Raw genomic sequence first — 20392 nt, 5'->3', positions numbered from 1 at the left:
ATCCCCGCCACCCGCGCGCAGGCACGGCTGATGGTCTTTGACTACATCGAAACCTTTTACAACCCGGTGCGCCTCCACAGCTCGCTGGGCTATCAATCGCCCGTGGAATACGAACAATCCCTCAACCACAGCTAACCCCCGAAACCGTGTCCGCGCTTTCAAAGTAAGATCATACAGGGCATCAATCATTCTTGGTGGTGTACCCAGGGTTGCGTCGCGTTGCTCCTTACCCTGGGCTTTCTCATTGCCGCCCCTTTGGCGCTCTGGAGTTCCCGGATGAGGCGGAGCGCCATCAGCCTGACCGTCCGGCAAGCGGTCCCTGCCTGATGCGTCATTTGGATTGCTTCCGGGCGGAGGAGGATTCAGGGAGCGGGGCCGCCATGTTCCGACGCATTCGTTCCGTTTTCTTTTGGCTCCACCTTGCGGGTGGGGTTGTGGCCGGGGTGCTGATCTTTTTGATCGCGCTGACGGGGGTGATCATTTCCTTCGAGCGGCAGATGACGACCGCAGCCAACGGGTTCGCGCTAGCGATGCCGGCAGAGGGCCGGAAGCTGGGGGTGGAGGAGACACTGACGGTACTCCGCGTGGCGGAACCGGCGAAGGCCCCGACGGCGATCGTGATCGAATCCGATCCCGAACTGCCGACGGCGGTGATGTATGGGAAGGAGAAGACGCTCTACCTGAACCCCTACGATGGGAAGGTGCTGGGCGAGGGTGCGAAGGGAATGCGGGGGTTCTTCCAGTTCGTCACTTCGATGCACCGCTGGCTGGCATTCCAAGGGTCGGCGAAGGACTTGGGGCAGAGCATCAATTCGGCGGCGGCGCTGGTGTTCTTTTTCTTGATCCTAAGCGGGCTGGTGATCTGGATCCCGAAACACTGGAGCGGCCGGGCACTGAAGCCGATCCTGACTTTCCAAGGGCAGATGAAAGGCCGGGCGCGGGAGTGGAACTGGCACAATGTTTTCGGAATCTGGTTCGCGCTGCCGCTGCTGGTGATCTGCGGGACGGGTCTGGTGATCGCCTACCCTTGGGCGAACGCGCTGCTATTCCGCGCCATGGGTGACACGCCCCCACCCCAAGGCCCGAAGCCGCCGCCACCGCCGCAGGCGGGATGGACGGAGACGATGAGCGGGTGGGATGCGGCCTATGCCCAAGCGGTGGGGCTGAGCAAGGAGTGGGAATCGATCCAGTTCCAGTATCCGGCGGGGAAGAATGCGGTGTTCGTGGTGTCCGACAGTCACCGGGGACGGCCGGATCTGAAGCAAACGCTGACGGTGGATCTGACGAGCAATTCGGTGGTGAAGCTGGAGACCTTCGAGAGCATGAGCAGCGGGAAGCGTGCGCGGCAGTGGGCACGATGGGTGCACACGGGCGAGGCAGGCGGATGGCCGGGGCAGGTGCTGGCGGCGCTTTCGGCAATCGCGGCGGTGATGCTGGTGTGGACCGGAATCGCGCTGGCGGTGCGGAGGTTCGGGAGGTGGAGGAAGCGGGGAGAGTGAGGTGGAATGACGAATGACGAATGACGAATGTCGAATTTTCGAATGACGAATGAAGTGTGGCCGGAGGGATGGCGGGCCGGCGCGGGTTTGTTGAGGTGCGGGGATTGATTGGCGGAGGGCGGGCTCCTTGTGCCCCTATCGGGCACCGGTCTTTTCTTGGAGGTTACCTAGGATTGCGTCATGGTTCGGTGCGCTCGCGGGGATTGCCCGTGGCCGTGCCCACTGCTTCACGGCAGCAGGCTGCCTGCGGAAAGCGGCAGCAGGCTGCACGCAGTCCAAGGCGGCTACGCCGCGGGAAGAAGGAGGTAGCTTGGCGTGATTAGATGACGTTCCGCTCTTCGAGGAAGGGGACGAGTTCCTCGACCCCGAAGTCGGCGAGGACTTCGCCATGCCAGTCCATGGTGGGAGCCTTGGATTGGCCGGAGAGATCGATCATTTCCTGCATGGCTTCGCGGTTGCCGGAGACGACGACGTGTTTCACGGCGACCTTCTTCTTTTTGAGGAAATCGACGACGTCTTCGCACCAAGGGCAGCCGGGCTTGATGTAGAGAATGGGTAGGTCTGGCATGGGATTGGCAGGTGCGGGACGCTACAGGGGAAGCGGAGATGGGCAACCCCGCATGTGCCGGAGCTTGCCCTCCGCCCGCAGGCCTGCGATGACGCGGCTCCGATGATCGAGACGGTCGACCTCATCCTGCCCCTCGAAGCCTCCGAGGACGAAGCCGCGTGGAAAGCTGCCGCCGCGAAGAAGCTGGGGCTACCGCCGACCCGTGTGACGGGAGTGAGGCTGCTGAAGCACTCCCTGGATGCGCGGCAGCGGGCGGTGAAGGTGCAGGTGCGGCTGGAGGTGGCGGTGGACGAGCCGCTGCCGGATGAGCCCGCGCCGGCATGGTCCACTCCTCCCCTGCCGGCGAATGCAAAGACGATCGTGATCGTGGGCTGCGGGCCGGCCGGGATGTTTGCAGCGCTACGCTGCCTGGAGCTGGGGATGAAGCCGATCGTGCTGGAGCGGGGCAAGGATGCCTCCGCGCGGCGCTTCGACCTGGCTCCGATCCTGCGGCAGGGCACGGTGATCGAGGACTCCAACTATTGCTTCGGTGAAGGGGGTGCGGGGACCTACTCCGACGGCAAGCTCTACACGCGGGCGACGAAGCGCGGCCCGGTGGCACGGGTGTACGAGATCCTGGTGGCGCATGGTGCGCCCGAGCGGATCCTGACGGACGCGCACCCGCACATCGGCTCCAACCTGCTGCCGAACGTGGTGAAGGCGATGCGGGCATCCATCCTGGAAGGAGGCGGCGAGGTGCGCTTCCAGACGAAGGTGGTGGACCTGATCCTGCGCGAGGGTCGCCTGCATGGCGTGGTGACGGCGGCGGGCGAGGAGATCACGGGTGAGGCGGTGATCCTGGCGACGGGACACAGCGCGCGTGACATCTACCGGCTGCTGGCGGCGAAGAAGATTTTGTTAGAGCGGAAGCCGTTCGCGGTGGGAGTGCGGATCGAGCATCCGCAGCCATTCATCGATGCGAAGCAGTATCACCTCAAGAGGGATGAGCCGCGGCCGGACCTGCTGCCTGCGGCGCGCTATGCGGTGGCGACGAAGATCGAGGACCGCGGGGTGCATTCCTTCTGCATGTGTCCGGGCGGATTCATCGTGCCGGCCTCGACGGAGAACGACGAGGTGGTGGTGAACGGGATGAGCCTGGCACGGCGGGATTCGCCCTTCGCGAACTCCGGTCTGGTGGTGACGGTGGAGCCGGAGGATACGGATCGCTTTGCGGCGGAGCACGGGGTGCTCTCGGGGATCGCGTATCAGAAGGCGCTGGAGGTGGCGGCAAAGCAGGCGGGTGGCGGTGGCCAGGTGGCACCGGCGCAGCGCGTGACGGATTTCCTGGCCGGGAAGATCTCGGCGGATCTGCCGGAGACGAGTTACTTCCCCGGAGGGAATCCCGCGCCGCTGCACGAGATCATGCCCGCGGGTGTGGTGAGCCGGATGCGGACGGGGCTGAAGCTCTTCGACCGGAAGATCCCGGGATACGCGGGAAAGGAGGCGCTGCTGTTAGGCTTCGAGACGCGGACGAGTTCGCCGGTGCGGATTCCACGGCGCGACGACACGCTGGAGCATCCGGAGGTGAAGCAACTCTTCCCCTGCGGGGAGGGTGCGGGCTATGCCGGGGGAATCGTGAGCGCGGCGCTGGACGGGATGCGGGTGGCGGAGGCGGTGGCGCAGTGAGCGCTACTCTTCCTCGCCGACGGTTTCGTCGCGCTGATAGATCGGGAGCTGGCGATAGGGCACCGTGAAGGCAAGGACCATCATGGTGGTGCCGTAGATGCGACCGGCCTCGCGGCTGTTCCACGAGCCGTCTTCCTGCTGCTTTTTCAAGTAAGTCTCGTACATCCAATTCGCGTACTCGTTCCAATAGCGGCCGCCGATCTGGAAGGTGCCTTGGGCATTGTAGTAGTTCCCGTAGAACTCGAACTGGTCGCCGGGGAGATCGCGGAAGGTCTTCATGACGTAGTCCGCGGCGGAGACGGTCTCCGGGCTGCCGTGCTTGCCGCCGAGCTCGAGGCAGAGGAGGCCCATGCCTGTTAGAGAGCGGGCGTGATCGCTGCGATCCATGTAGCCGAAGTGGCCTTCCTTCTTGTCCTGGTGGCGGGCGAGGTAGGCGATGGCATCGGCGATGGCGTTGTCCGGCACGGCGGCGCCATTGAGCTTGGCGGAGCGCAGGGCCATGAGGGCCCAGCCGCTGCAGGAGGTATCGCTATCGGTGGATCCGGGGTGATAGCGCCAGCCTCCCTGATGGCGCTCGTCCTTCTTCACGGCCTGTGCCTGGAGGATGAGCTTGAGGGCCTTCGGCAGGGCGGCGGCAATCTTCTCCTGGCGTGCAGGATCGACCATGCCGCTGACTTCCGAGAGGAAGAGCGTGGAGATATTGTGCGCATACATGGGCCCGCTGCCGGCGTTGCCTTTCTCGAAGAGGCCGGTGTCGCGCTGGTTCTCGAGGACGAAGTCGATGCACTTGTTCAGGGTAACGACGTAAGGGCCCTCGGTGGGGAGGTGGCCCTTCGAGAGGATGGCCATGCCGGCGAGGGCGGGGATGCCGGTGGAGTCGCCATAGCTTTCAGGGTAGGAGCCGTCGTCGCGCTGGACGCGGGCGAGGTACTCGAGGGCGTTCTCGACGGCGGGGTCAACGCGGTCGCGCCACTCGGCGAAGACGGGATCGGCGGGCTCCTGGGCGCAGAGGCCGAGGGTGGCGGCGAGGAGGAGATGTAGCGGGAGGAGTCTCATTCGTCGCTCATGGTTTCGAAGTATTTCTTCACGAGGCCGCGATACTCTTCCGGGACGCCGGTGCTGCCGCCGCCGACATCGGACTTGAGGGTGGCCTGGATCTTTTCCCAATCGGCAGAGCTGATGCCGAGTTTGGCGAGCTCGGGCGGGACGCCGGGATCGGCTTCGGGCGGGCGCTCGCCTTCCTCGGATTTTTCGCCGGGCTGGGTGCCGGGCATTCCGGGCATGGGGGTGCCGGTTTGCTGCGAGGGAGAGTTGCCCTGCATGCTGCTGCGGGCGGACTGGGCGGCGCGGGAGAGGGCTTGGGCGGCTTCGCTCGCTTGGCTGGCGGATTGGGTGGCCGCTTGCTTTTCGCCGCTGGCGCGGGAGGCGGCTTGGAAGGCTTGGGCGAGGTCTTGCGGGGGGATCGGGGCGCGATGTTGCTCGGGCTGCTGGCCTTGGGCTTGCTGGGCTTGGCGGTCGAAGTCCTCGGCTGCGCGACCGAGGGCATCGGCGCTGCGCTGGAGATTGTTGGCGGACTGCTGGTGTTGGTTCGCGGCTTCGGGGGTGTTGCCTTCGGAGCTGCGCTCGGCGGCGGACTTGGCTTGCTCGTCGGCTTGGCGGGAGGTCTCGCGGGCTTCGTTCATGTGGCCGGAGCCTTCGGCTTGGGGGAGCTCGGCGATTGCTTGGGCCATTTCGGCAGCGGCGTCGGCTTGGAGTTCGCGGAGGTCTTGCATGGCCTCAGCGGGTTTGCCTTCGGCGAGGGACCGCATGGCGCTGGCAACTTGCTCCTGGCGCTCGGCGAGCTGGCCGAGTTCGGTGGCGCGTTCGGCTTCGGCGGTTTGCTTTGCTTCGGGGCTGCCTTGTGGCGATGGCGAGGATTCGGGTTGGGCTTGCTGTGGTTGAGCTTGTGCCGATGCTTGGGCTTGGGATTCCTTGAGGGCTTCGGAGGCTTGTTTGGCGGACTCGGCGGCGGCTTGGTCTTGGCTTTTGGTTAGAGCCTCGGAGGCTTCTTGGGTGGCGGCTTCGGCCTTGGGGAGGGTGTCGGCGGTTTCGCTCAGTTCTTGGCGGGCCTCGGCGAGCTGTTGCTTGGTTTCTTCCGCGATCTTCGATTGTTCCTTGGCGAGGGCTTCGCGCAGTTGCTGCACGGCTTGCTCGGGCATGGGGGTGTTTGCGGGAGTCTGCTTGGCTTGCTCTTCCATCGCACGCTGGGCCTCGCTGAGTTGCTTGGCCTCCTGGGCGAGTTCGCGGGCTTCGGTGGCTTGGTCCTTCATGACCTCGGCGCGGGCCTGGGGTTGTTCGCGGAGTTGCTGGCGGAGCTGTTCTTCGACCTGGCGCTGGCGATCCTGCCATTCTTGGGTGAGCGGCTTGTTCTCGGTGGAAGCGGTGGCTTGGTTCTCGGCTTGGCGGGCGAGCTCGCGCTGTTGCTGGGCGAGTTCCTGAAGACGGGCGAGTTCCTCAATCTTCTGGCGGTCGCGGTCCATCTGCTGGCGGGCTTCCTCCAGATTCTTGATGGCGGCTTCGGCCTGCTGCTTGGCGCCATCAAGCTTCTCCTCGCGGCGCTGCTGGCCATCTTGCAAGGGGGCACTTTCCAGTTCCTGGCGGGCGGCGGCGACCTGCTCCGATGCTTCCCGTACTTCGTCCGCCTTCTCGCCGTGGACGCTGTCCTGCATGCGCTCCGCGAGCTTCTCCAAATTCTCCTGAGCTTCGGCGAGGCGGTCGCGAGCTTCCTCGAAGTGCTTCTTGGCATCCTTGCTAAGTTCCTCGTTCTTCATCTCGCCGCGATGCCAGTCCATGCGGTCGCGGGCCTCGCGGGTGGCATTCATGGCTTTCTCGATGGTCTCGCGGGCTCCATCGTGCTCGGCGCGCATTTCCTGACGGGCGAGAGACTCGGCGCTTTGATCGATGCGGAGGAGAAGCCATTCGCTATGGCCGACTCCGGGACCATCCAGTTCCTTCGGACGGGAATCCACGGCGCGGACACGGAGGCGGATCTCGTTGGCATTGGGCCAGCGCTCGCGGAGTGCGCCGACTGCGATCTCCCCTTCCCCGCGGAAGCGATGAGGCTTCACCGAGCCGGGGAGCTTCTCGGGCAGGACTTGTTCGAGGCGGACTTGCTCCTTGCCCGAGGTTTTCGTTTCCAATTGGAGCGCGGCCAAGCCGAAGTCTTCCGTCACCTCGTAGCGAAAGCCTAACAGCTCGTCGGGGCGGACGCGGAGTTCCTTCGCCATCGGGCTCAGCCAGCGGACCAGCGGGGCTTGATCTTCCAAGACGCGGACCGGGAAACGGAGCGCCTCCACTTCACGACCGAGGCGATGCTTCAGGCGCACGACGGCTTCGCCACTGCTGTTCTCGCCGAGCGTCCACTCGAAGTTCAGGCGGCCGCCGGCGGCATCCGTTTCCACCTTGCCTTCGACGGTGCGCTTGCCGTCCAGTTCCAGCCAGGCCTCTTCCACCGCAGTGTTCAGCTTTCCTGTTAGAACGACCGTGGTGCCGCGAACGGCTTCCACGCCGCGGCCGAGAGGGAGATCTTCCGGCAAGAGAGCGGAATATTCCGGGAAGCCGAGGCGGACACGCGGCTCCAGCATCATCGGGGAGGGCCAGACGGTCACGGTGAAGCGATCGCTCTCGCCGCGACCAGCGCGCGCACGATAGCGGAAGCCCTCGCGGACCGGGTCCATGCGATAACTCCAGCGTTCGCCGGAGGGCTGCATCGGTTGGGCTATCTCCGAGCCGTTCTGCATCTCCATCACGAGGTCGAGGCTCTTCGCCTGGCCTTCGTAGCTGACATCGATCTGCAGGGCATCGCCTTCGAGCATCTCGATATCGCCGGGATCAACCTTGAACTTCACGGCTGCGGCATTGCCTAGGGTGCTGAAGGGAGCGACGGCGCGGACCATCAGGCGGGCGGCTTCCTTCGGCCAGAGGACGAAGAGCATGAGCAGCATGATGCCGAGCACGGCGGCCGGCCTCACCCAGCGGCGACCGGCACCCACGAGCTTGAGCTCGGCGCGGGGATCGACCTTGCCGACATCATCGCCAGCGGCGCGGGCGAGTTCGGCCATCAGGCCTGCGGAGGCATTGGCATCGCCGCCGGAAAGTTCGAGCACCGTGCTCATGCGTTCTTCGATCTCGGGGTGGCGGCCTTCGATCCAGCGAGCGACCTGCACCAAGCCGATCTTCCGCATGAGGGGGCGGGCAGCGACCGCAACGGCCGAGAGGACCGCGACCAGCCAAAGGCCGAAGAGCACCCAGCGGGCGGGCATGGGGAGGGGGGAGAGGAAATGATCCGCCGCCATGATTGCCAGCAGACCGCCGATCGTGATGGTGGCGACGAGGAGTGCGGCGCGCTGCAATTGGGCGCGGCGGATGCTTGCCCGAACCATGGCGAGCCGCTTCTCGATATCCTGCCTGGCTTGCTCTGTGCTCATGAGATTCTTGCTGACTGAGATTTACGGGAGGCCGCCACCCCTTCTGATAACCCACTCGGAGGCGAGAAGGCAGGCAAAAAGGGCGAGGACGAGACCGCTATCCCAGAGGGAGGTTTCGCGCACTTCCTTACGGGCGTTGGTTTCCTTGATGAAGAGCGGGGCGAGGTCGCCCACGTTCTCGGGCTTCACCACGCGACCACCGGAGAGGTCCGCGACGGTGGTGAGAAGCGGCATGTTCAGGGTGGTTTCCGCAAGCTCGATGGGGCCGCGCGAGCCCACGACGCGGAAGCCGGCGCTCACGGCATTGCCGCCATCCTCGGCGATCAGGCGGTCGGCCTCCTGGCCGCGCAAGCGGACTTCGTAGCGGCCCGAGTGAGGAAGCGCGGGGAGGTCGACTTCGTGCAAGCCGTTCGAGCCCTCGACCGTTGTCATCGGCGTGCTGGAGATCATCTGGCCATCCCGGAAGAGTTCGGCTTTCAGGTCGCTGTCGGCGACGGGGCTGAGGTTCGCATCGCGGAGGCGGGCGGTAACCTTGATCCGGTCGTCCGCCGTGTAGGTGAGTTGATCGGTGCCGAGGCGGACGCGGGAAGCACCGGCGCGGAGCGTGGGCCCTGCGCCCCAGCGGACGAGGTTGCCCCAGAAGCGGTGGTGATAGAGATCGCCCGCGCCCTCGCGAAGACGCCAGGTGCGGTCGGTGAGAAGAAGCGCGACCTTGCCCTTGCCGGTCTGGCGGGTGACGAGGAGGGCCGAGGCGGCCTCGCGTTCGCGGCGCTTGGTCAGGGCGTCGAGGGCGGCATTCAGGTCCTCGCCACCGCCGACGCTGTCTCCGGAGTCCGGACCGGCGGCGGTGAGCAACACCTCCGCGCCGTCTTTTAACGAGCGCACGGGTTGACGCCAGGGGATCTCGGGGAAGCCAGCCCAGATGATGTCGTTCGCGGTCTCGCCGGTGGCCTGTTGGGTTACCGGGTGATTGCGACCTTCCGCGGTGAGGGCGAAGCGGAAAGGTTCTTCCTTCGCGGTGTAGAAATTACGATTCGCCTCGTAGGTCTCGACGGGGACGAGCTCGCGCCCCGCCTGGGCGGTGATGCAGTGGGGCATGGCGCGGGGTCCGGCGATCATCACTAGCAAGGCAGCGCGATCCCTCACGCAGCCGGAGATGATCTGCCACTGCGAATCGCTGATCGAAGAGGGATCGACATCGCCGAGGATGATCACGTCGAACTTCCGCCACTCCTCCTCGGTCGCCGGGAGGCGGGTGGCCTGGGCATCGCCGAAGGGACGGGTGGCGGAGGCAGGAATCAACTCGTCTTCCTGATCCGCGATGCGGTCCGGATGCACGAGCACATACTGCATGTGCACCGACTTGTCGCGGCCGTAGAAGAGATTCCGGAGGTAGCGGAACTCCCAGCGCGGGGTGCTATCGACGATGAGCACGTTGGTACGGGCATCGGTGATGGAGGTCTCGAACTCCCAGGCATTATTTTCCGGAAAGCGCTCGCCATCGAGACCCGCGATTTCGATGCGGTATCCCCCTACCCCGCCTTCTTCCGGGATGGTGGTGAAGCGGACATCCTCGCGGTGGTGATCCTGAGGGATCGGGATCCCGCGTTCCTCGACGATGTCCTCGCCGCGCATGAGGCGGACCTTGGCCTCCTTGCCCTTGTAGCCGTCGAACTTCAAGGCGGCGGTGACGCGCATGCGATCGCCGAGATGGATCGCCTCCGGAGCATTCACCTGCAGGACCGAGGCATCGCGCGGAGGCTCAGCACTGCCCGTGGCGACCAAGCCGACCGGAGCATCCAGGATGCCGAAGCGGCGGGCCACATCCTCGACGCGGCCGGGACGGTTGTGACGACCGTCGCTCACCATGATCACGCCAGCCAAGTCATCCGGCGGCACCTGTTCAAGGACGGTGGAGAGCGCGGAAGCGATGTCGGTGGCATCGCCCCAGCCTTCCGCCTTGTCCTCGCCCTCGAGCTTCATGCTGCGGGCGGCACGGACGGTGCGGATCTTCATGCCCTCGCCGAGCTTTTCGAGAATGCCCGACTGTTGCAGGGCCTGCTCGCCGATGGCGAGGCGGGTGGCGGAAGCGCCGTCATCCTGCAGATGCATCGAGGCGGAATCATCGAGCACCACCACCACCTCGCGGTTGCGCTCGCGCTCGACCTCGCGGATCCAGGTCGGCTCGACGAGGATCCAGATCAAGACCGCAAGCGCGGCCAGACGGAGAGAGATCATCCAGCGGGCGCGGCGCGGCGTGACTGCCTGCGACTCGTAGCGATAGAGAAAGAGGATCAGCTCAACCACGAATGCGCCGAGGAGCGCAACGGACCAAACCGGCCATTCCGGTGAGAGCCTTACGACCTTCCCCAAGGCATGAAGAAGCCCCCAGAGAATGAGGAAGAGGACCGGGAGACGGAGGAAAGTTTTCATTTGAGCCCCCTTCCCCATACGGCTTCATCGCCAAAACTTACGCGCACATCCTCGGCCATGCGGCGGGAGCGAGATACCCAGCGTGCAAACACACTCTCCAAGAGGAAGAGGATGAAGGCCGCGATGGCCAAGAGCTTCCAGATCTCACGACCGAAGCCCTTCCCCTGCAGGACACCGAGGATGTCTTCCACCGAAGCTGGCAAGAGCAGGTCGGCGTGTTTACGGATCAAACTCAGGTCGTCCTGATTGCGTGGCTCGAAATGGCTTTCGGCGGAATCGCGGAGAACCGCGACAGGCAGCTTGCTTCCTTCCGGGAAGCCCAAGGCATCATTCAGATCCTCATCCGCACTGACCTGATAGACACCGGGAACGGAGGGTCCACCGATGGCCAATTCACGGCCGCGGCGGGATGGCTTGAGGCGGGCCTCCCGGACAAGTCCCTGCGGATCGAGGACACGCATCGGCTCGCCTGCTTCCTCGCGCTCCGGGCGGAAGACGAAGCCCGGGATGATCTGTTTCTCACCGCCCGGAGGATTCCAGAAAAGGCGGATCTTCGCCTCGCCGCCATCCTCGCGGTATTTGGCATGGAAGGGCACGGCGGCATTTCCTTCCAAAGTCATACGTCCGAGTTCCTCGGTGCCGTAGTCCGCTTTCAGCGGGGCGTGGTCGCCGAGGCGGATCTCGATCTCGTCATCCACATCGGCAGAGAAGACATACTCTCCGCTCATGGGAGGCACGAGCTGGCCGCGCCACTCGACCGAGAAGCGATCGTTGGGCAGGCGGGCCATGGGCTTGTCATTGCCCCAACGGAAGTCGATGCCGGGATCGACCCTCACCACGGTCGGGCTGCCGCGCCATTCCTGATTCCGGTAGTAAGAGGCGGTGAGACCGCCGCTGGCGCCATGGATGGCCACGGAAGGACTCCATGACGGATCGACATTCAGCTCGACCCCGGTGCCTGCGGTCCAGGTGACCAATTCATGAAGCAAGGGAACAAAGGCGCGGAGGGCGGGGAGATTCCCCGAGCGGGCATCGAAGGCGCAGGTGGCGAGCATGGTACGACCATTGCCGTAGTTCTTCGCCGCGAGGAAGGGATCGCCATTCAGATAGGCGGCAGCCTGCACCCCGCCTGCAGCCTCGCCGGTCTTGCGCCACTGCTTGACCTTGGCGGACGACAGATCGGAGTTTTTCTCATCCTTGAAGAGAGCAACCGATTCATGAAGGAAGGTCGCGGGCGAGGGCGAGATGCCCGCGGGATCCACGGCGACATGGCCGATCGGGAGAGGAAGCAATGGACCGTCGGCGGCTTTCCAATTATTGAAGAAGGCGGCCTCCGAACGCGGGCCCGCGATGACGAGCAGGCCGGTGCCATCCGCGACCTGACCCGCAAGCAAGCTGGCCAGCCGCTCCGGGAGGCGAGGAACATCCGCGAGCACCACGACGGCGCGGCCGTCCAGATCCTCATCGGTCAGCTCCGGGGCGGGAACCACTTCGGGATCCATGAGATAGGAATCACCGGCACCTTTTCCCTTCCGGAGATCCGGAGACGGAGCAAGTGCAAGGGCGGAATAACCGGAGGCGCGCTCAAAAAAGGAACCGGCGGGATTTCCATCCACCAGAAGAATCGGGAGCTTGCCGCGGACATTCACCACGCGCTCCGCCTTGTCGTCGGCGGCAAGGTCATCGCGAGCCTCCATCCGGGCTGCCACGATGCGCGGTCCTTCCTTCGCGAAGCGGTGACGAAACTCCACGGTTTCCTTCTGACCGGCGACGAGCAGACCGACAGGCTTCTCACCGACCTTGTTGCCATCAATCTCGATGACGACCGGGCCGGGGGTGACCGGTGCGGTGCCGGTATTCTCCACCGTGGCCTTCAGAGTCACCTCGCGATCGGTGCCGACGACCGAGCGGGAAGTCTCCAGCGAGGCCAGCGCGACATTGCGCAGACCGGCGGGTGAGCCGAAATCACGGAGGACGAGCTTCGGCTTCGCAGGCATGGCCTGCCATGCCTCGCCGAGGCCATCCCATGCGTTCGGACTATCAAAGCGCCAGCCGCCGCGCTGGGCATCGGTGAAGACGATGATCTCCTTCGAGGCATTCGAGCCCTCGGCCAGACCGAGAGTGGCCATGCCGAGCGCCTCATGGGCCCGGAAGGTCCCGCCGACGGGACGGAGGGAATCAAGCACCCCGAGCACATCGGCGCGGTGGGTGAGCGGGGCGGCCGTCTTCGCCTCCGGTGCCGGACCACCGAGCACGACGAGGAAGGCGGTGCCGCGCGGAGCTTCCTTCACGAGCTGCTTGGCCTCCTCTACCGCCTTCGAGAAGACCGTGCGGCCATCAAGCGAAAGCTCCATCGAAGCCGAGGCATCGATCACCAGAGCCACATCACGGCGACCACTGGCCTCGAAACGTTTGAGATTGAGAGAACGCTCCAGGAAGACCAGGCCCGCGGCGAGGAGGAGCAAGGCGACCGCGACGAACTTCAGAATCCAGCGGATCTTCCCCGCGAGAACGAACGACGCGCCGAGCAGGGCCACGCCGACCAAGGCGGCCGGCAGCACGAAGAGCCAAGGCACCGAGGAATCCGGCGGGACAAAGGGGCGGGCCAAGGCCAACGCGATCAGCGCCAGCAAGAGGCAGCGCGCGGCCATCAGCAGGAGATCTTCCCACTCCATCTTGCGCCGACGCATGGCGACGGTATCGAAGAGGAAGCGCATGGCGCCCCACTCGATCGGCTTCGCGGCCTGACGACGGACCAGATGGATGATGATCGGGATGCCCACTCCCGCCAATCCCGCGAGCAACCATGGATTGAGGAAGAGCATCTACTTCCGGCCTCCCAGGTAGCGCAGCAGGGTATCCCGCAGCGGGGTTTTCGTGTTCACCGCCACGTAGTCCGCACGCAGCTTGCCGCAGGCAGCATCGATGCGCTTCACGAAGTCGCGCACCTTCTCCAGATAGGCGGCGCGGACGGCCTGCGGATCGATGCGGAGCATCTTCTCGATACCCTCCAGATCCTTGAAGCGCTGGAAGCTCTTGAAGGGAAAGGTGAGTTCCTCCTCCGCCATGAGATGGAAGATCACCAACTCATGCTGGCGGAAATCGAAGTGGTGGAGAGCCTCGATGATCTTGGCCGGATCATCGAAGAGATCACTGATGAGGATGACGAGGCCGCGTTTCGGGATGCGCTCGGCGACGCCGTGGAGGACCTTGCCCACGTCGGTGTCCGCACCGGCTTCGGTGGCGTGCAGCTCTTCAAGAATGCGCCGGACTTGGCTCGGGCGGCTGCCGGAGCGGACGAAGCCCCGGACTTCCTTGTCGAAAGTCACCAGCCCGGCGGCATCGCCCTGCTTCACGAAGAGATAGGAGAGGGCCGCAGCGAGATGCTTGGCATACTCCAGCTTCGAGAGAGGAACATCCCCCACCGTGGCGGCGGAATCACCGGTGTAGCTCATGGAGCCGGAGACATCGATGGCCAGGGTGGCGCGGAGGTTCGTCTCCTCGATGTACTGGCGAATGACGTTGCGATCGCTCTTCGCGATCACGCGCCAGTCGAGATCCTTGGGATCATCCCCCGGGACGTATTCGCGGTGCTCGGCGAACTCGACCGAGAAGCCCTTGTCCGGCGAGCTGTGGCGCCCGGTGAGCGTGCCCTGCATGCGGCGGCGCGCGTACCACTCCAGGCGCTTCATCACGCCCATGGTCTCCGCGGGCAGGAGACGCATGCACTCGGGAAGCTTGAGGGAATCCGAAGACATCAGAAAGGCTTCCCGTTAGACGACCAGTTCCTCACGCGGGGCGAGAGTCTTGATGAGGCGTTTGATGACATCGTCACTGGTCACGCCCGCGGCCTCGGCATTGAAGGTGGTGATGACGCGGTGTCGCAGCACCGGGGTGGCCACGGCGGCGACATCGCCGGTGGTGGCATGGAAGCGCCCTCGCAGAACCGCATGGGCCTTGGCCGCGGAGATCAAGCTGATGCCGGCACGCGGACCGGCACCCCAGCCGACCATCTCCTTCACGAAGTCCGGGGCAGAGGAATCCTTGGGACGGGTGCCACGGGCCAGCTTCGCCGCGAAGTCGATGACGTGATCGCCGACCGGAACACGCTTCACCACCTGCTGGAGATGGATGATCTCCTCCGCATTCATCAGCGGGGTGATGGTGGTATCGGAAGGACTGGTGACGCGGCGGATGATCTCGCGTTCTTCCTCCTCGGTGGGGTAGTCCACGAGGATATTGAAAAGGAAGCGGTCAAGCTGGGCTTCCGGTAGCGGGTAGGTGCCCTCCTGCTCGATGGGATTCTGGGTGGCCAGCACGAAGAAGGGCTCGGGGAGACGCAAGGTGTGCTCGCCCACCGTCACGTGATGTTCCTGCATGGCCTCCAGCAGGGCTGCCTGGGTCTTGGGCGGGGTGCGGTTGATCTCATCCGCGAGCACGAGGTTCGAGAAGATGGGCCCGTGCACGAAGCGGAAGCCGCGGCGGCCGGTCTCCGGGTCCACCTCCAACACATCGGTGCCGGTGATATCCGCAGGCATGAGGTCGGGCGTGAACTGGATGCGCTTGAAGCCGAGATGGAGCGCGCGGGAGAGCGTGGAGACGAGCAGGGTTTTAGCCAAGCCTGGCACACCGACGAGCAGCGCGTGGCCACGGCAGAAGATGGCCATGAGGGCCTGTTCGACGACGGCGTCCTGGCCGACGATCACGCGCCCCAGCTCATCCTTCATCCGCCCATAGGTGGCATGAAGCTTCTCCACTGCCGCTTTGTCGTCGTTGCTCATGATCCCGGCTCTACGCAGGGGGTGTACGGCAAATTGCATTCGATTGAAACTCGTTTCGACTTTTTGCGGCAGCCGCCGCTAGCCAAGCGCTGAGGCAATCCCTAGGCTCCGCCGCGTGGGACTTTTCCGGCTGCTCGGAGGCATGGTCACCGGCTTCCTCGAATACCTCGGGGAGGTCGCGATGCTGATTGCCGAGATCGCGGTTTCGCTGGTGCGCGGGAAGATCCGCTGGTGGATGGTGATGCAGCAGATCGCGGAGATCGGCTACCGCTCGCAACCGGTGGTGATGATCACCGGAGCCTTCACTGGAGCGGTGCTGGCGGCGCAATCCCTCTTCCAATTCAGCACGCTGGGGATGGAGACCGGAGCGGGGGCTCTGGTGAGCGTGGCGATGCTGCGGGAGTTGGGGCCGACGATCACGGCGCTGATGCTGGCGGGCCGGGTGGGCGCGGCGATGGCGGCGGAGATCGGCACGATGCGGGTGACGGAGCAGGTGGATGCGCTGCGCTCGATGGGCGTGCACCCGGTCGATTACCTGGTGAGCCCGCGCTTGATCGCGATGCTCTTCGCAATGCCGCTGCTGATCGGGGAATCTGCCGCGCTGGGGATCCTAGCCTCGGTGGCGGTGGGCACGGGCCCCTTCAATGTGAACGCCGCCTACTGGATGAACCAGATGGGCAAGTATACCGACCTGAGCGATGTGGGGATCTCCCTGATCAAGGGTTTGGTCTTCGGCATCCTGATCGTGTGCATCTCCTGCCACCAGGGGATGAGCGCGAGCGGCGGGGCGGTGGGCGTGGGGCGGAGCACGACGCGAGCGATGGTCTACTCCGCGCTGGCGATCCTGATCTTCAATTTCTTCCTGACCCTGCTGCTAAACGTGATCTTCCCGGCAGGGCTGAGCGCGAAGTAGCGTGAGCCAGCTTGGCATCGATAATCCCGATGCATTCATCGGGAATTGCGATTCGTCCCATTGAGGGTGAAACCGCAAAACTCCAGCATGCCTCACTGGAGAAAAGCCCTTTTAGCTTGGGTCGCCGCAATCCTACCGGTTCCTTGCCTTTCGTCCTGCATGACCGCGGCCATCTTCACGCTTCCGGAGCCGAAGACGCGGGCGGAGGAGATCCAGAATGATCTGGCCACCGCCGCCCTGCCGGTGGCGGTGACTTACGATCTGGTCACGCTGCCGGCTTGGCTGGCGGTCGGCCTAGCGGGCCGGGGTATCGCGGATCTGGGGTGCGAGCTTGGGCCCAATGCCGTTAAGGACCGGGGAGCCTCCGGTGCTTCCGGACCTGTCTCCGGGGTGACGCCTACATCGGCGAAGCCTCCATCTAGGAAGTCCAAGTAGAGACGACACCGGAGCTGCTTCATCCGGTGGGCAAAGCGTGCGAGCGGTATGGGATGAACGTGGACGCTGGGTCATCGGCTCCGTGTCGTCCCTGCCGGGACTCGGTTGCCGCCCCCCGGGATACCGGTGGCTCACGCCACCGGCTAATCTATGTCGCCCCTACCGGGGCTTAAGAGCATATGGATTGCTCTCCGAGAACGTGCCCTTAACGGCATCAAGCCTAGGCCGACAGTCTCACCCCCGCCGGATCCGGATCAATGAAGTGGGTCCAACTCTCGTCCGAGTGCGCGTTTTCCCGGAGCCCGAACATAGGGCGCCAGCGCGGGGCGGCGGGCTTGCGCAGCGGATGCATGTTCGCCTCGTGCGGAAGCTTGTTCGCCTTGCGCGTATTGCAGCGGATGCAGGAGGTGACAATGTTTTCCCACGTGGTGCGCCCGCCTTTGTCGCGCGGCATCACGTGATCGAGATTGAGTTCCGCCTCGGTGAAGATTTTGGCACAGTACTGGCAGGTGTGCTTGTCGCGCAGGAAGACATTCCGGCGGGTGAAGCGAACCTCCATGCGGGGCAGCTTTTCGTAGAGGCCGAGGACGATGATCTTCGGCACACGCAGCGCGAGGCGCACGGTATGGATCATTTCCGCCATGATTTCTCGCGACGAATGCTCTACCCACGAACCAAGGTCGTGAGTTCTGAAACGATCCTCGCCTTCAGTCTGCACCACCTGGGCGTGCCCCAAGAACAAAAGCTTGAGCGCGCGTCTGACGGAGCAGGTATGCACCGGTTGCCAAAACCGGTTGAGGACGAGGACTGGATGGTCAAGATGCCCTACCATACCTTTTCCCAGTAATTGCCGCGGAAGCTAGCAGGTACGCCGCATGCCGCAAGGAAAAGGTAGGTGGCGAAGAACTTACGGGCATTCACGCAATCCGGGAATCCGTATGAGGCCGGATGAAAGTTACCAGTGAAGCCGCGCGTCTGGGATTTCAGGCTTGCGCGGTGGCGTCGGCATGAAAAAAGTTGTCTGACAAATTTATGAAGTTCAAAACCCTGATTTGCACCCTGCTTTTCGCGACTCCCCTCGCCCATGCGGTCGAGGCGGGTTTCACCGAACTTTTCAACGGCAAGGACCTGAGCGGTTGGAAGCGGGTGAACGGCAACGGCGAATATAAGATCGAGGATGGCGCGATCGTCGGCTTCGGCGAGAACGTGAAGTCGAACACCTTCCTGCGGACGGAGAAGACGTACAAAGATTTCGACTTCCGCTTCGAAATGAAGTTCGACGACCTGAGCGGCAACTCCGGGATGATGTTCCGCGGGCTGCAGAAGGAGGGCAATGACGGCCGGGTGTACGGCTACCAGTGCGAACACGACAACGGCAAGGGCCGGGCCTGGACGGCGGGCCTCTACGATGAAGCGCGCCGCGGCTGGCTGGAGCCGAAGAAGGGCGACAAGGACACCGAGGAGGACAAGAAGGCGCAGGCCGACTTTACCAAGCAGGGGCAGGATCTGACGAAGTGGGACGACTGGAACGAGGTGCGCATCGTCTGCAAGGGCAAGCACATCCAGATCTGGCTGAACGGCAAGGAACGCGTGGACTACACCGACGAGGCAAAGGAGTTCACCCCGGAAGGGTTTTTCGCTCTGCAGGTGCACTCGGGCAAGTCCTGCAAGGTGCGCTGGCGGAACATCCGGATCAAAGAACTCTGAGATCCATCGTACTTCCCAAGAGTTTTTTCCAATCACCCTCGCCGAGACCGGCGAGGGTTTTTACTTTCCGCACCCGGGATTCGGGAGCGTCTGGCAATCCGGTAACCCATACGACATCCATGCCGGCGGCGAGGGCGGCGGCCTTGCCATGGCGGCTGTCCTCGATGGCGATGCAGGTGGCGGGCTCGACGCCGAGGCGCTGGCAAGCGAGTAGATAGACGTCGGGGGCGGGCTTGCCGGCTTTCACTTCGTCGCCGCCCGCCTTGATCGGGAAGTAGCTACCGAGGCCGGCGGCTTCGAGACTGAGCTCGATATCCTCGCGGTCGCTGGAGCTGGCGAGACCGATGCGGACGCCTTGCTCGACGAGCATTTCGAGAAGCTCCTTCACGCCGGGGAGGACTTCGAGACGCTCGGCAGCGAGGATGGACTTCCATTCGCGGCGCCATTCCCTGGAGAAGCGGGCAGCATCGAAGCTGCCGGTGGCTTTGGCCGCGAGGTAGGTCTCGATGCTGAGGTTTGAACGGCCCATGAGTTCGCGGAAGTACTCCTCGCGGTCGAGGGTGCCGCCCTGTTTCGCGAAGGCGGCGCGGAAGGCTTCGCAGTAGAGCGGCTCGGTATCGAAGAGGGTGCCGTCCATGTCAAAGATGACGGTCTTGGTCCCGGTGCGCGGTGAGGAAAGCGTGAGCTTCTCGCGATAGTCGCTGGGGCGCTGGCCGGTCTCGGTGAGAAAGAAGCGGCTGAGCTCATGGGCGGAGCCGAACTTCATGCGGCGGGCGATCTCGGCGAGGCTGAGCGAGGAATCCGCGAGCAGACGCTGGAGATGGCGGAGGCGCACGCGCTGGATCTCTTGCTTGGGGCCGTGGCCGAGGAGGCTAGAGAAGCGCGACTTGATGGTGGTCATCGAGAGCGTGCTGAGTTCGGCGAGCTCGGAGACTTGAAGGGCATCGTGCGGGGCGCGGAGGCGGATCAGGCGCACGAGTTCGCGGATGTCAGGATCGGCGATGGCGAGCGTGTCGCTGGACTCGCGCAGAATCGTGTCCTGCAGCGGGATCTCGGTGCGGCCTGAAGTGACGGACTCCCCCTTCATCTGCCGCCAGAGCAGCTCGGCGGCGATGCGACCGACCTCGCGGCCGGGATAGGGAATGCTGCTGAGCGCGGGGAAGGTGGAGAAGCAGTAGGCGGGGTCGTCTCCGAAGCCGATGACGGCGAGTTCGGCCGGGACGAGGAGGCCGAGGCGATCCGCCGCGCGCAAGGCAACGGCGCCGAGCGAATCATCCGCGACGAAGAGGCCGCAGGGCTTGGGCAGGAGATCGAGGAAGGCCATCACCTCCGTCTCCACCTCGCGCCATGTCTGCTCCTTCCAAAGCGGGCGGCCCTTCAGGTAATGCACCGAGGGTTCCAAGGCATACTCCGCGAGCCGGGCGCGATAGCCGGCCAAGCGCTCGCGGGCGTAGCGGCGCAGGCCGGGGGCAAACTCCGCTTCGCGGTAGAAGGTCTCGCCGCGGGCGAGGAAGGCGAAGTGCGGCACGGAGCACTCGATCAAGTGCTCCGCAGCCATGCGACCGATCATCGCATTGTCCGGAATGACGCGGGGGAAACCGAGGTCGGGACCTTCCGTGCTGGTGAGCACGACGGCTTGCCCGCGTTGGCGGTAGGCGGCGAGTTCTTCCTCGCTGGCGCGGAAAAGGATCAGCCCGTCGCCATGCCAGCCACGGTCGATCTCAACCGCTTCCATCTCGCCATAAGAGCGGTTCCCGGTGACGAGGCGCCACATTTCATGGCCGCGCATGAAGTCCACCACCCCGGCCGTGACCAAGGGGCCAAAGGAGGACCATACCGGATGGCGGATGGCGACGCTGCGGCGTACGATGGCGGGCTCGGTCACGTGTTCTCCGCATGGAATGACAAGCCGCGGCGGCGGTGGC

General features: G+C 64.5%; 15 protein-coding genes. 6 read left to right on the top strand and 9 right to left on the bottom strand.

Translation table 11 applies throughout. The features are described from left to right. The coding region (locus OJ996_RS02985; protein WP_264510991.1) for an IS3 family transposase at positions 1-135 on the top strand (135 nt) is incomplete at its 5' end. A gap of 245 nt (positions 136-380) precedes the next feature. After that, the gene (locus tag OJ996_RS02980; protein WP_264510983.1) at positions 381-1499 is read left to right on the top strand and encodes a PepSY-associated TM helix domain-containing protein; all 1119 of its coding nucleotides are present in this window, start codon (positions 381-383) and stop codon (positions 1497-1499) included. A gap of 319 nt (positions 1500-1818) precedes the next feature. Here the strand turns inward: OJ996_RS02980 and OJ996_RS02975 are convergent, their stop codons facing one another. After that, the gene (locus tag OJ996_RS02975) at positions 1819-2067 is read right to left on the bottom strand and encodes a glutaredoxin family protein (protein WP_264510981.1); all 249 of its coding nucleotides are present in this window, start codon (positions 2065-2067) and stop codon (positions 1819-1821) included. 102 nt (positions 2068-2169) lie between these two features. Here OJ996_RS02975 and OJ996_RS02970 point away from each other — a divergent pair, with 102 nt between their 5' ends. Next, entirely contained in the window at positions 2170-3732 is a 1563-nt protein-coding gene (locus OJ996_RS02970; RefSeq protein ID WP_345783757.1) for an NAD(P)/FAD-dependent oxidoreductase, read from the top strand. Positions 3733-3735: 3 nt separating this feature from the next. On the opposite strand, the gene OJ996_RS02965 is transcribed toward OJ996_RS02970, so the two are convergent. Genes OJ996_RS02965 through OJ996_RS02940 form a run of 6 tightly spaced genes read right to left on the bottom strand, consistent with a single transcriptional unit; the run spans position 3736 to position 15451 of the window. Next, entirely contained in the window at positions 3736-4788 is a 1053-nt protein-coding gene (locus OJ996_RS02965; protein WP_264510978.1) for a prenyltransferase/squalene oxidase repeat-containing protein, read from the bottom strand. Further along, positions 4785-8198 carry a hypothetical protein gene (locus OJ996_RS02960; protein ID WP_264510976.1) on the bottom strand — a complete coding sequence of 1138 codons (3414 nt, stop codon included), beginning with the start codon at positions 8196-8198 and terminating at the stop codon, positions 4785-4787. Before OJ996_RS02960 ends, OJ996_RS02965 begins: the two co-directional genes overlap by 4 nt. 21 nt (positions 8199-8219) lie before the next feature. Continuing rightward, entirely contained in the window at positions 8220-10631 is a 2412-nt protein-coding gene (locus OJ996_RS02955; protein WP_264510974.1) for a hypothetical protein, read from the bottom strand. Continuing rightward, positions 10628-13456 carry a PA14 domain-containing protein gene (locus tag OJ996_RS02950; RefSeq protein ID WP_264510972.1) on the bottom strand — a complete coding sequence of 943 codons (2829 nt, stop codon included), beginning with the start codon at positions 13454-13456 and terminating at the stop codon, positions 10628-10630. The genes OJ996_RS02955 and OJ996_RS02950 overlap by 4 nt, the downstream gene beginning before the upstream one ends. Further along, positions 13457-14389 carry a DUF58 domain-containing protein gene (locus tag OJ996_RS02945; protein WP_264510970.1) on the bottom strand — a complete coding sequence of 311 codons (933 nt, stop codon included), beginning with the start codon at positions 14387-14389 and terminating at the stop codon, positions 13457-13459. It abuts the gene before it with no gap. Between the two features lie 15 nt (positions 14390-14404). Further along, positions 14405-15451, bottom strand: coding sequence for an AAA family ATPase (locus tag OJ996_RS02940; protein ID WP_425605538.1), 1047 nt, complete (start codon positions 15449-15451; stop codon positions 14405-14407). 76 nt (positions 15452-15527) lie between these two features. On the opposite strand from OJ996_RS02940, the gene OJ996_RS02935 reads away from it, so the two are divergent. Together OJ996_RS02935 and OJ996_RS02930 are read left to right on the top strand one after the other, a co-directional pair. After that, entirely contained in the window at positions 15528-16325 is a 798-nt protein-coding gene (locus OJ996_RS02935; protein WP_264510966.1) for an MlaE family ABC transporter permease, read from the top strand. Between the two features lie 159 nt (positions 16326-16484). Next, positions 16485-16760: a hypothetical protein gene (locus OJ996_RS02930; RefSeq protein WP_264510964.1), complete on the top strand. Its 276-nt coding sequence runs from the start codon at positions 16485-16487 to the stop codon at positions 16758-16760. Between the two features lie 220 nt (positions 16761-16980). Here OJ996_RS02930 and OJ996_RS02925 read toward each other — a convergent pair whose 3' ends face one another. Beyond that, complete coding sequence (locus OJ996_RS02925; protein WP_498049450.1) at positions 16981-17592, bottom strand: HNH endonuclease; 612 nt, start codon at positions 17590-17592, stop codon at positions 16981-16983. A gap of 200 nt (positions 17593-17792) precedes the next feature. On the opposite strand from OJ996_RS02925, the gene OJ996_RS02915 reads away from it, so the two are divergent. Next, complete coding sequence (locus tag OJ996_RS02915) at positions 17793-18467, top strand: 3-keto-disaccharide hydrolase (protein ID WP_264510958.1); 675 nt, start codon at positions 17793-17795, stop codon at positions 18465-18467. Here the strand turns inward: OJ996_RS02915 and OJ996_RS02910 are convergent. Continuing rightward, positions 18454-20352 (bottom strand): HAD-IA family hydrolase, encoded by a 1899-nt coding sequence (locus OJ996_RS02910; RefSeq protein WP_264510956.1) that lies wholly within the window; start codon positions 20350-20352, stop codon positions 18454-18456. The two genes, OJ996_RS02915 and OJ996_RS02910, sit on opposite strands and share 14 nt — an antisense overlap. Positions 20353-20392: the final 40 nt, after the last annotated feature.

Source organism: Luteolibacter rhizosphaerae, from assembly GCF_025950095.1.
Classification (GTDB): domain Bacteria; phylum Verrucomicrobiota; class Verrucomicrobiia; order Verrucomicrobiales; family Akkermansiaceae; genus Haloferula; species Haloferula rhizosphaerae.
The sequence above is the reverse complement of the archived record's forward strand: the minus strand, read 5'-3'. Positions and strand labels throughout refer to the sequence as shown.

What these genes read in the sequence shown, in the direction of transcription:
- OJ996_RS02980 (WP_264510983.1), top strand. Translation starts at nt 381, where the DNA reads ATGTTCCGACGCATTCGTTCCGTTTTCTTTTGGCTCCACCTTGCGGGT.
- OJ996_RS02975 (WP_264510981.1), bottom strand. Translation starts at nt 2,067, where the DNA reads ATGCCAGACCTACCCATTCTCTACATCAAGCCCGGCTGCCCTTGGTGC.
- OJ996_RS02970 (WP_345783757.1), top strand. Translation starts at nt 2,170, where the DNA reads ATGATCGAGACGGTCGACCTCATCCTGCCCCTCGAAGCCTCCGAGGAC.
- OJ996_RS02965 (WP_264510978.1), bottom strand. Translation starts at nt 4,788, where the DNA reads ATGAGACTCCTCCCGCTACATCTCCTCCTCGCCGCCACCCTCGGCCTC.
- OJ996_RS02960 (WP_264510976.1), bottom strand. Translation starts at nt 8,198, where the DNA reads ATGAGCACAGAGCAAGCCAGGCAGGATATCGAGAAGCGGCTCGCCATG.
- OJ996_RS02955 (WP_264510974.1), bottom strand. Translation starts at nt 10,631, where the DNA reads ATGAAAACTTTCCTCCGTCTCCCGGTCCTCTTCCTCATTCTCTGGGGG.
- OJ996_RS02950 (WP_264510972.1), bottom strand. Translation starts at nt 13,456, where the DNA reads ATGCTCTTCCTCAATCCATGGTTGCTCGCGGGATTGGCGGGAGTGGGC.
- OJ996_RS02945 (WP_264510970.1), bottom strand. Translation starts at nt 14,389, where the DNA reads ATGTCTTCGGATTCCCTCAAGCTTCCCGAGTGCATGCGTCTCCTGCCC.
- OJ996_RS02940 (WP_425605538.1), bottom strand. Translation starts at nt 15,451, where the DNA reads ATGCAATTTGCCGTACACCCCCTGCGTAGAGCCGGGATCATGAGCAAC.
- OJ996_RS02930 (WP_264510964.1), top strand. Translation starts at nt 16,485, where the DNA reads ATGACCGCGGCCATCTTCACGCTTCCGGAGCCGAAGACGCGGGCGGAG.
- OJ996_RS02925 (WP_498049450.1), bottom strand. Translation starts at nt 17,592, where the DNA reads ATGGTAGGGCATCTTGACCATCCAGTCCTCGTCCTCAACCGGTTTTGG.
- OJ996_RS02915 (WP_264510958.1), top strand. Translation starts at nt 17,793, where the DNA reads ATGAAGTTCAAAACCCTGATTTGCACCCTGCTTTTCGCGACTCCCCTC.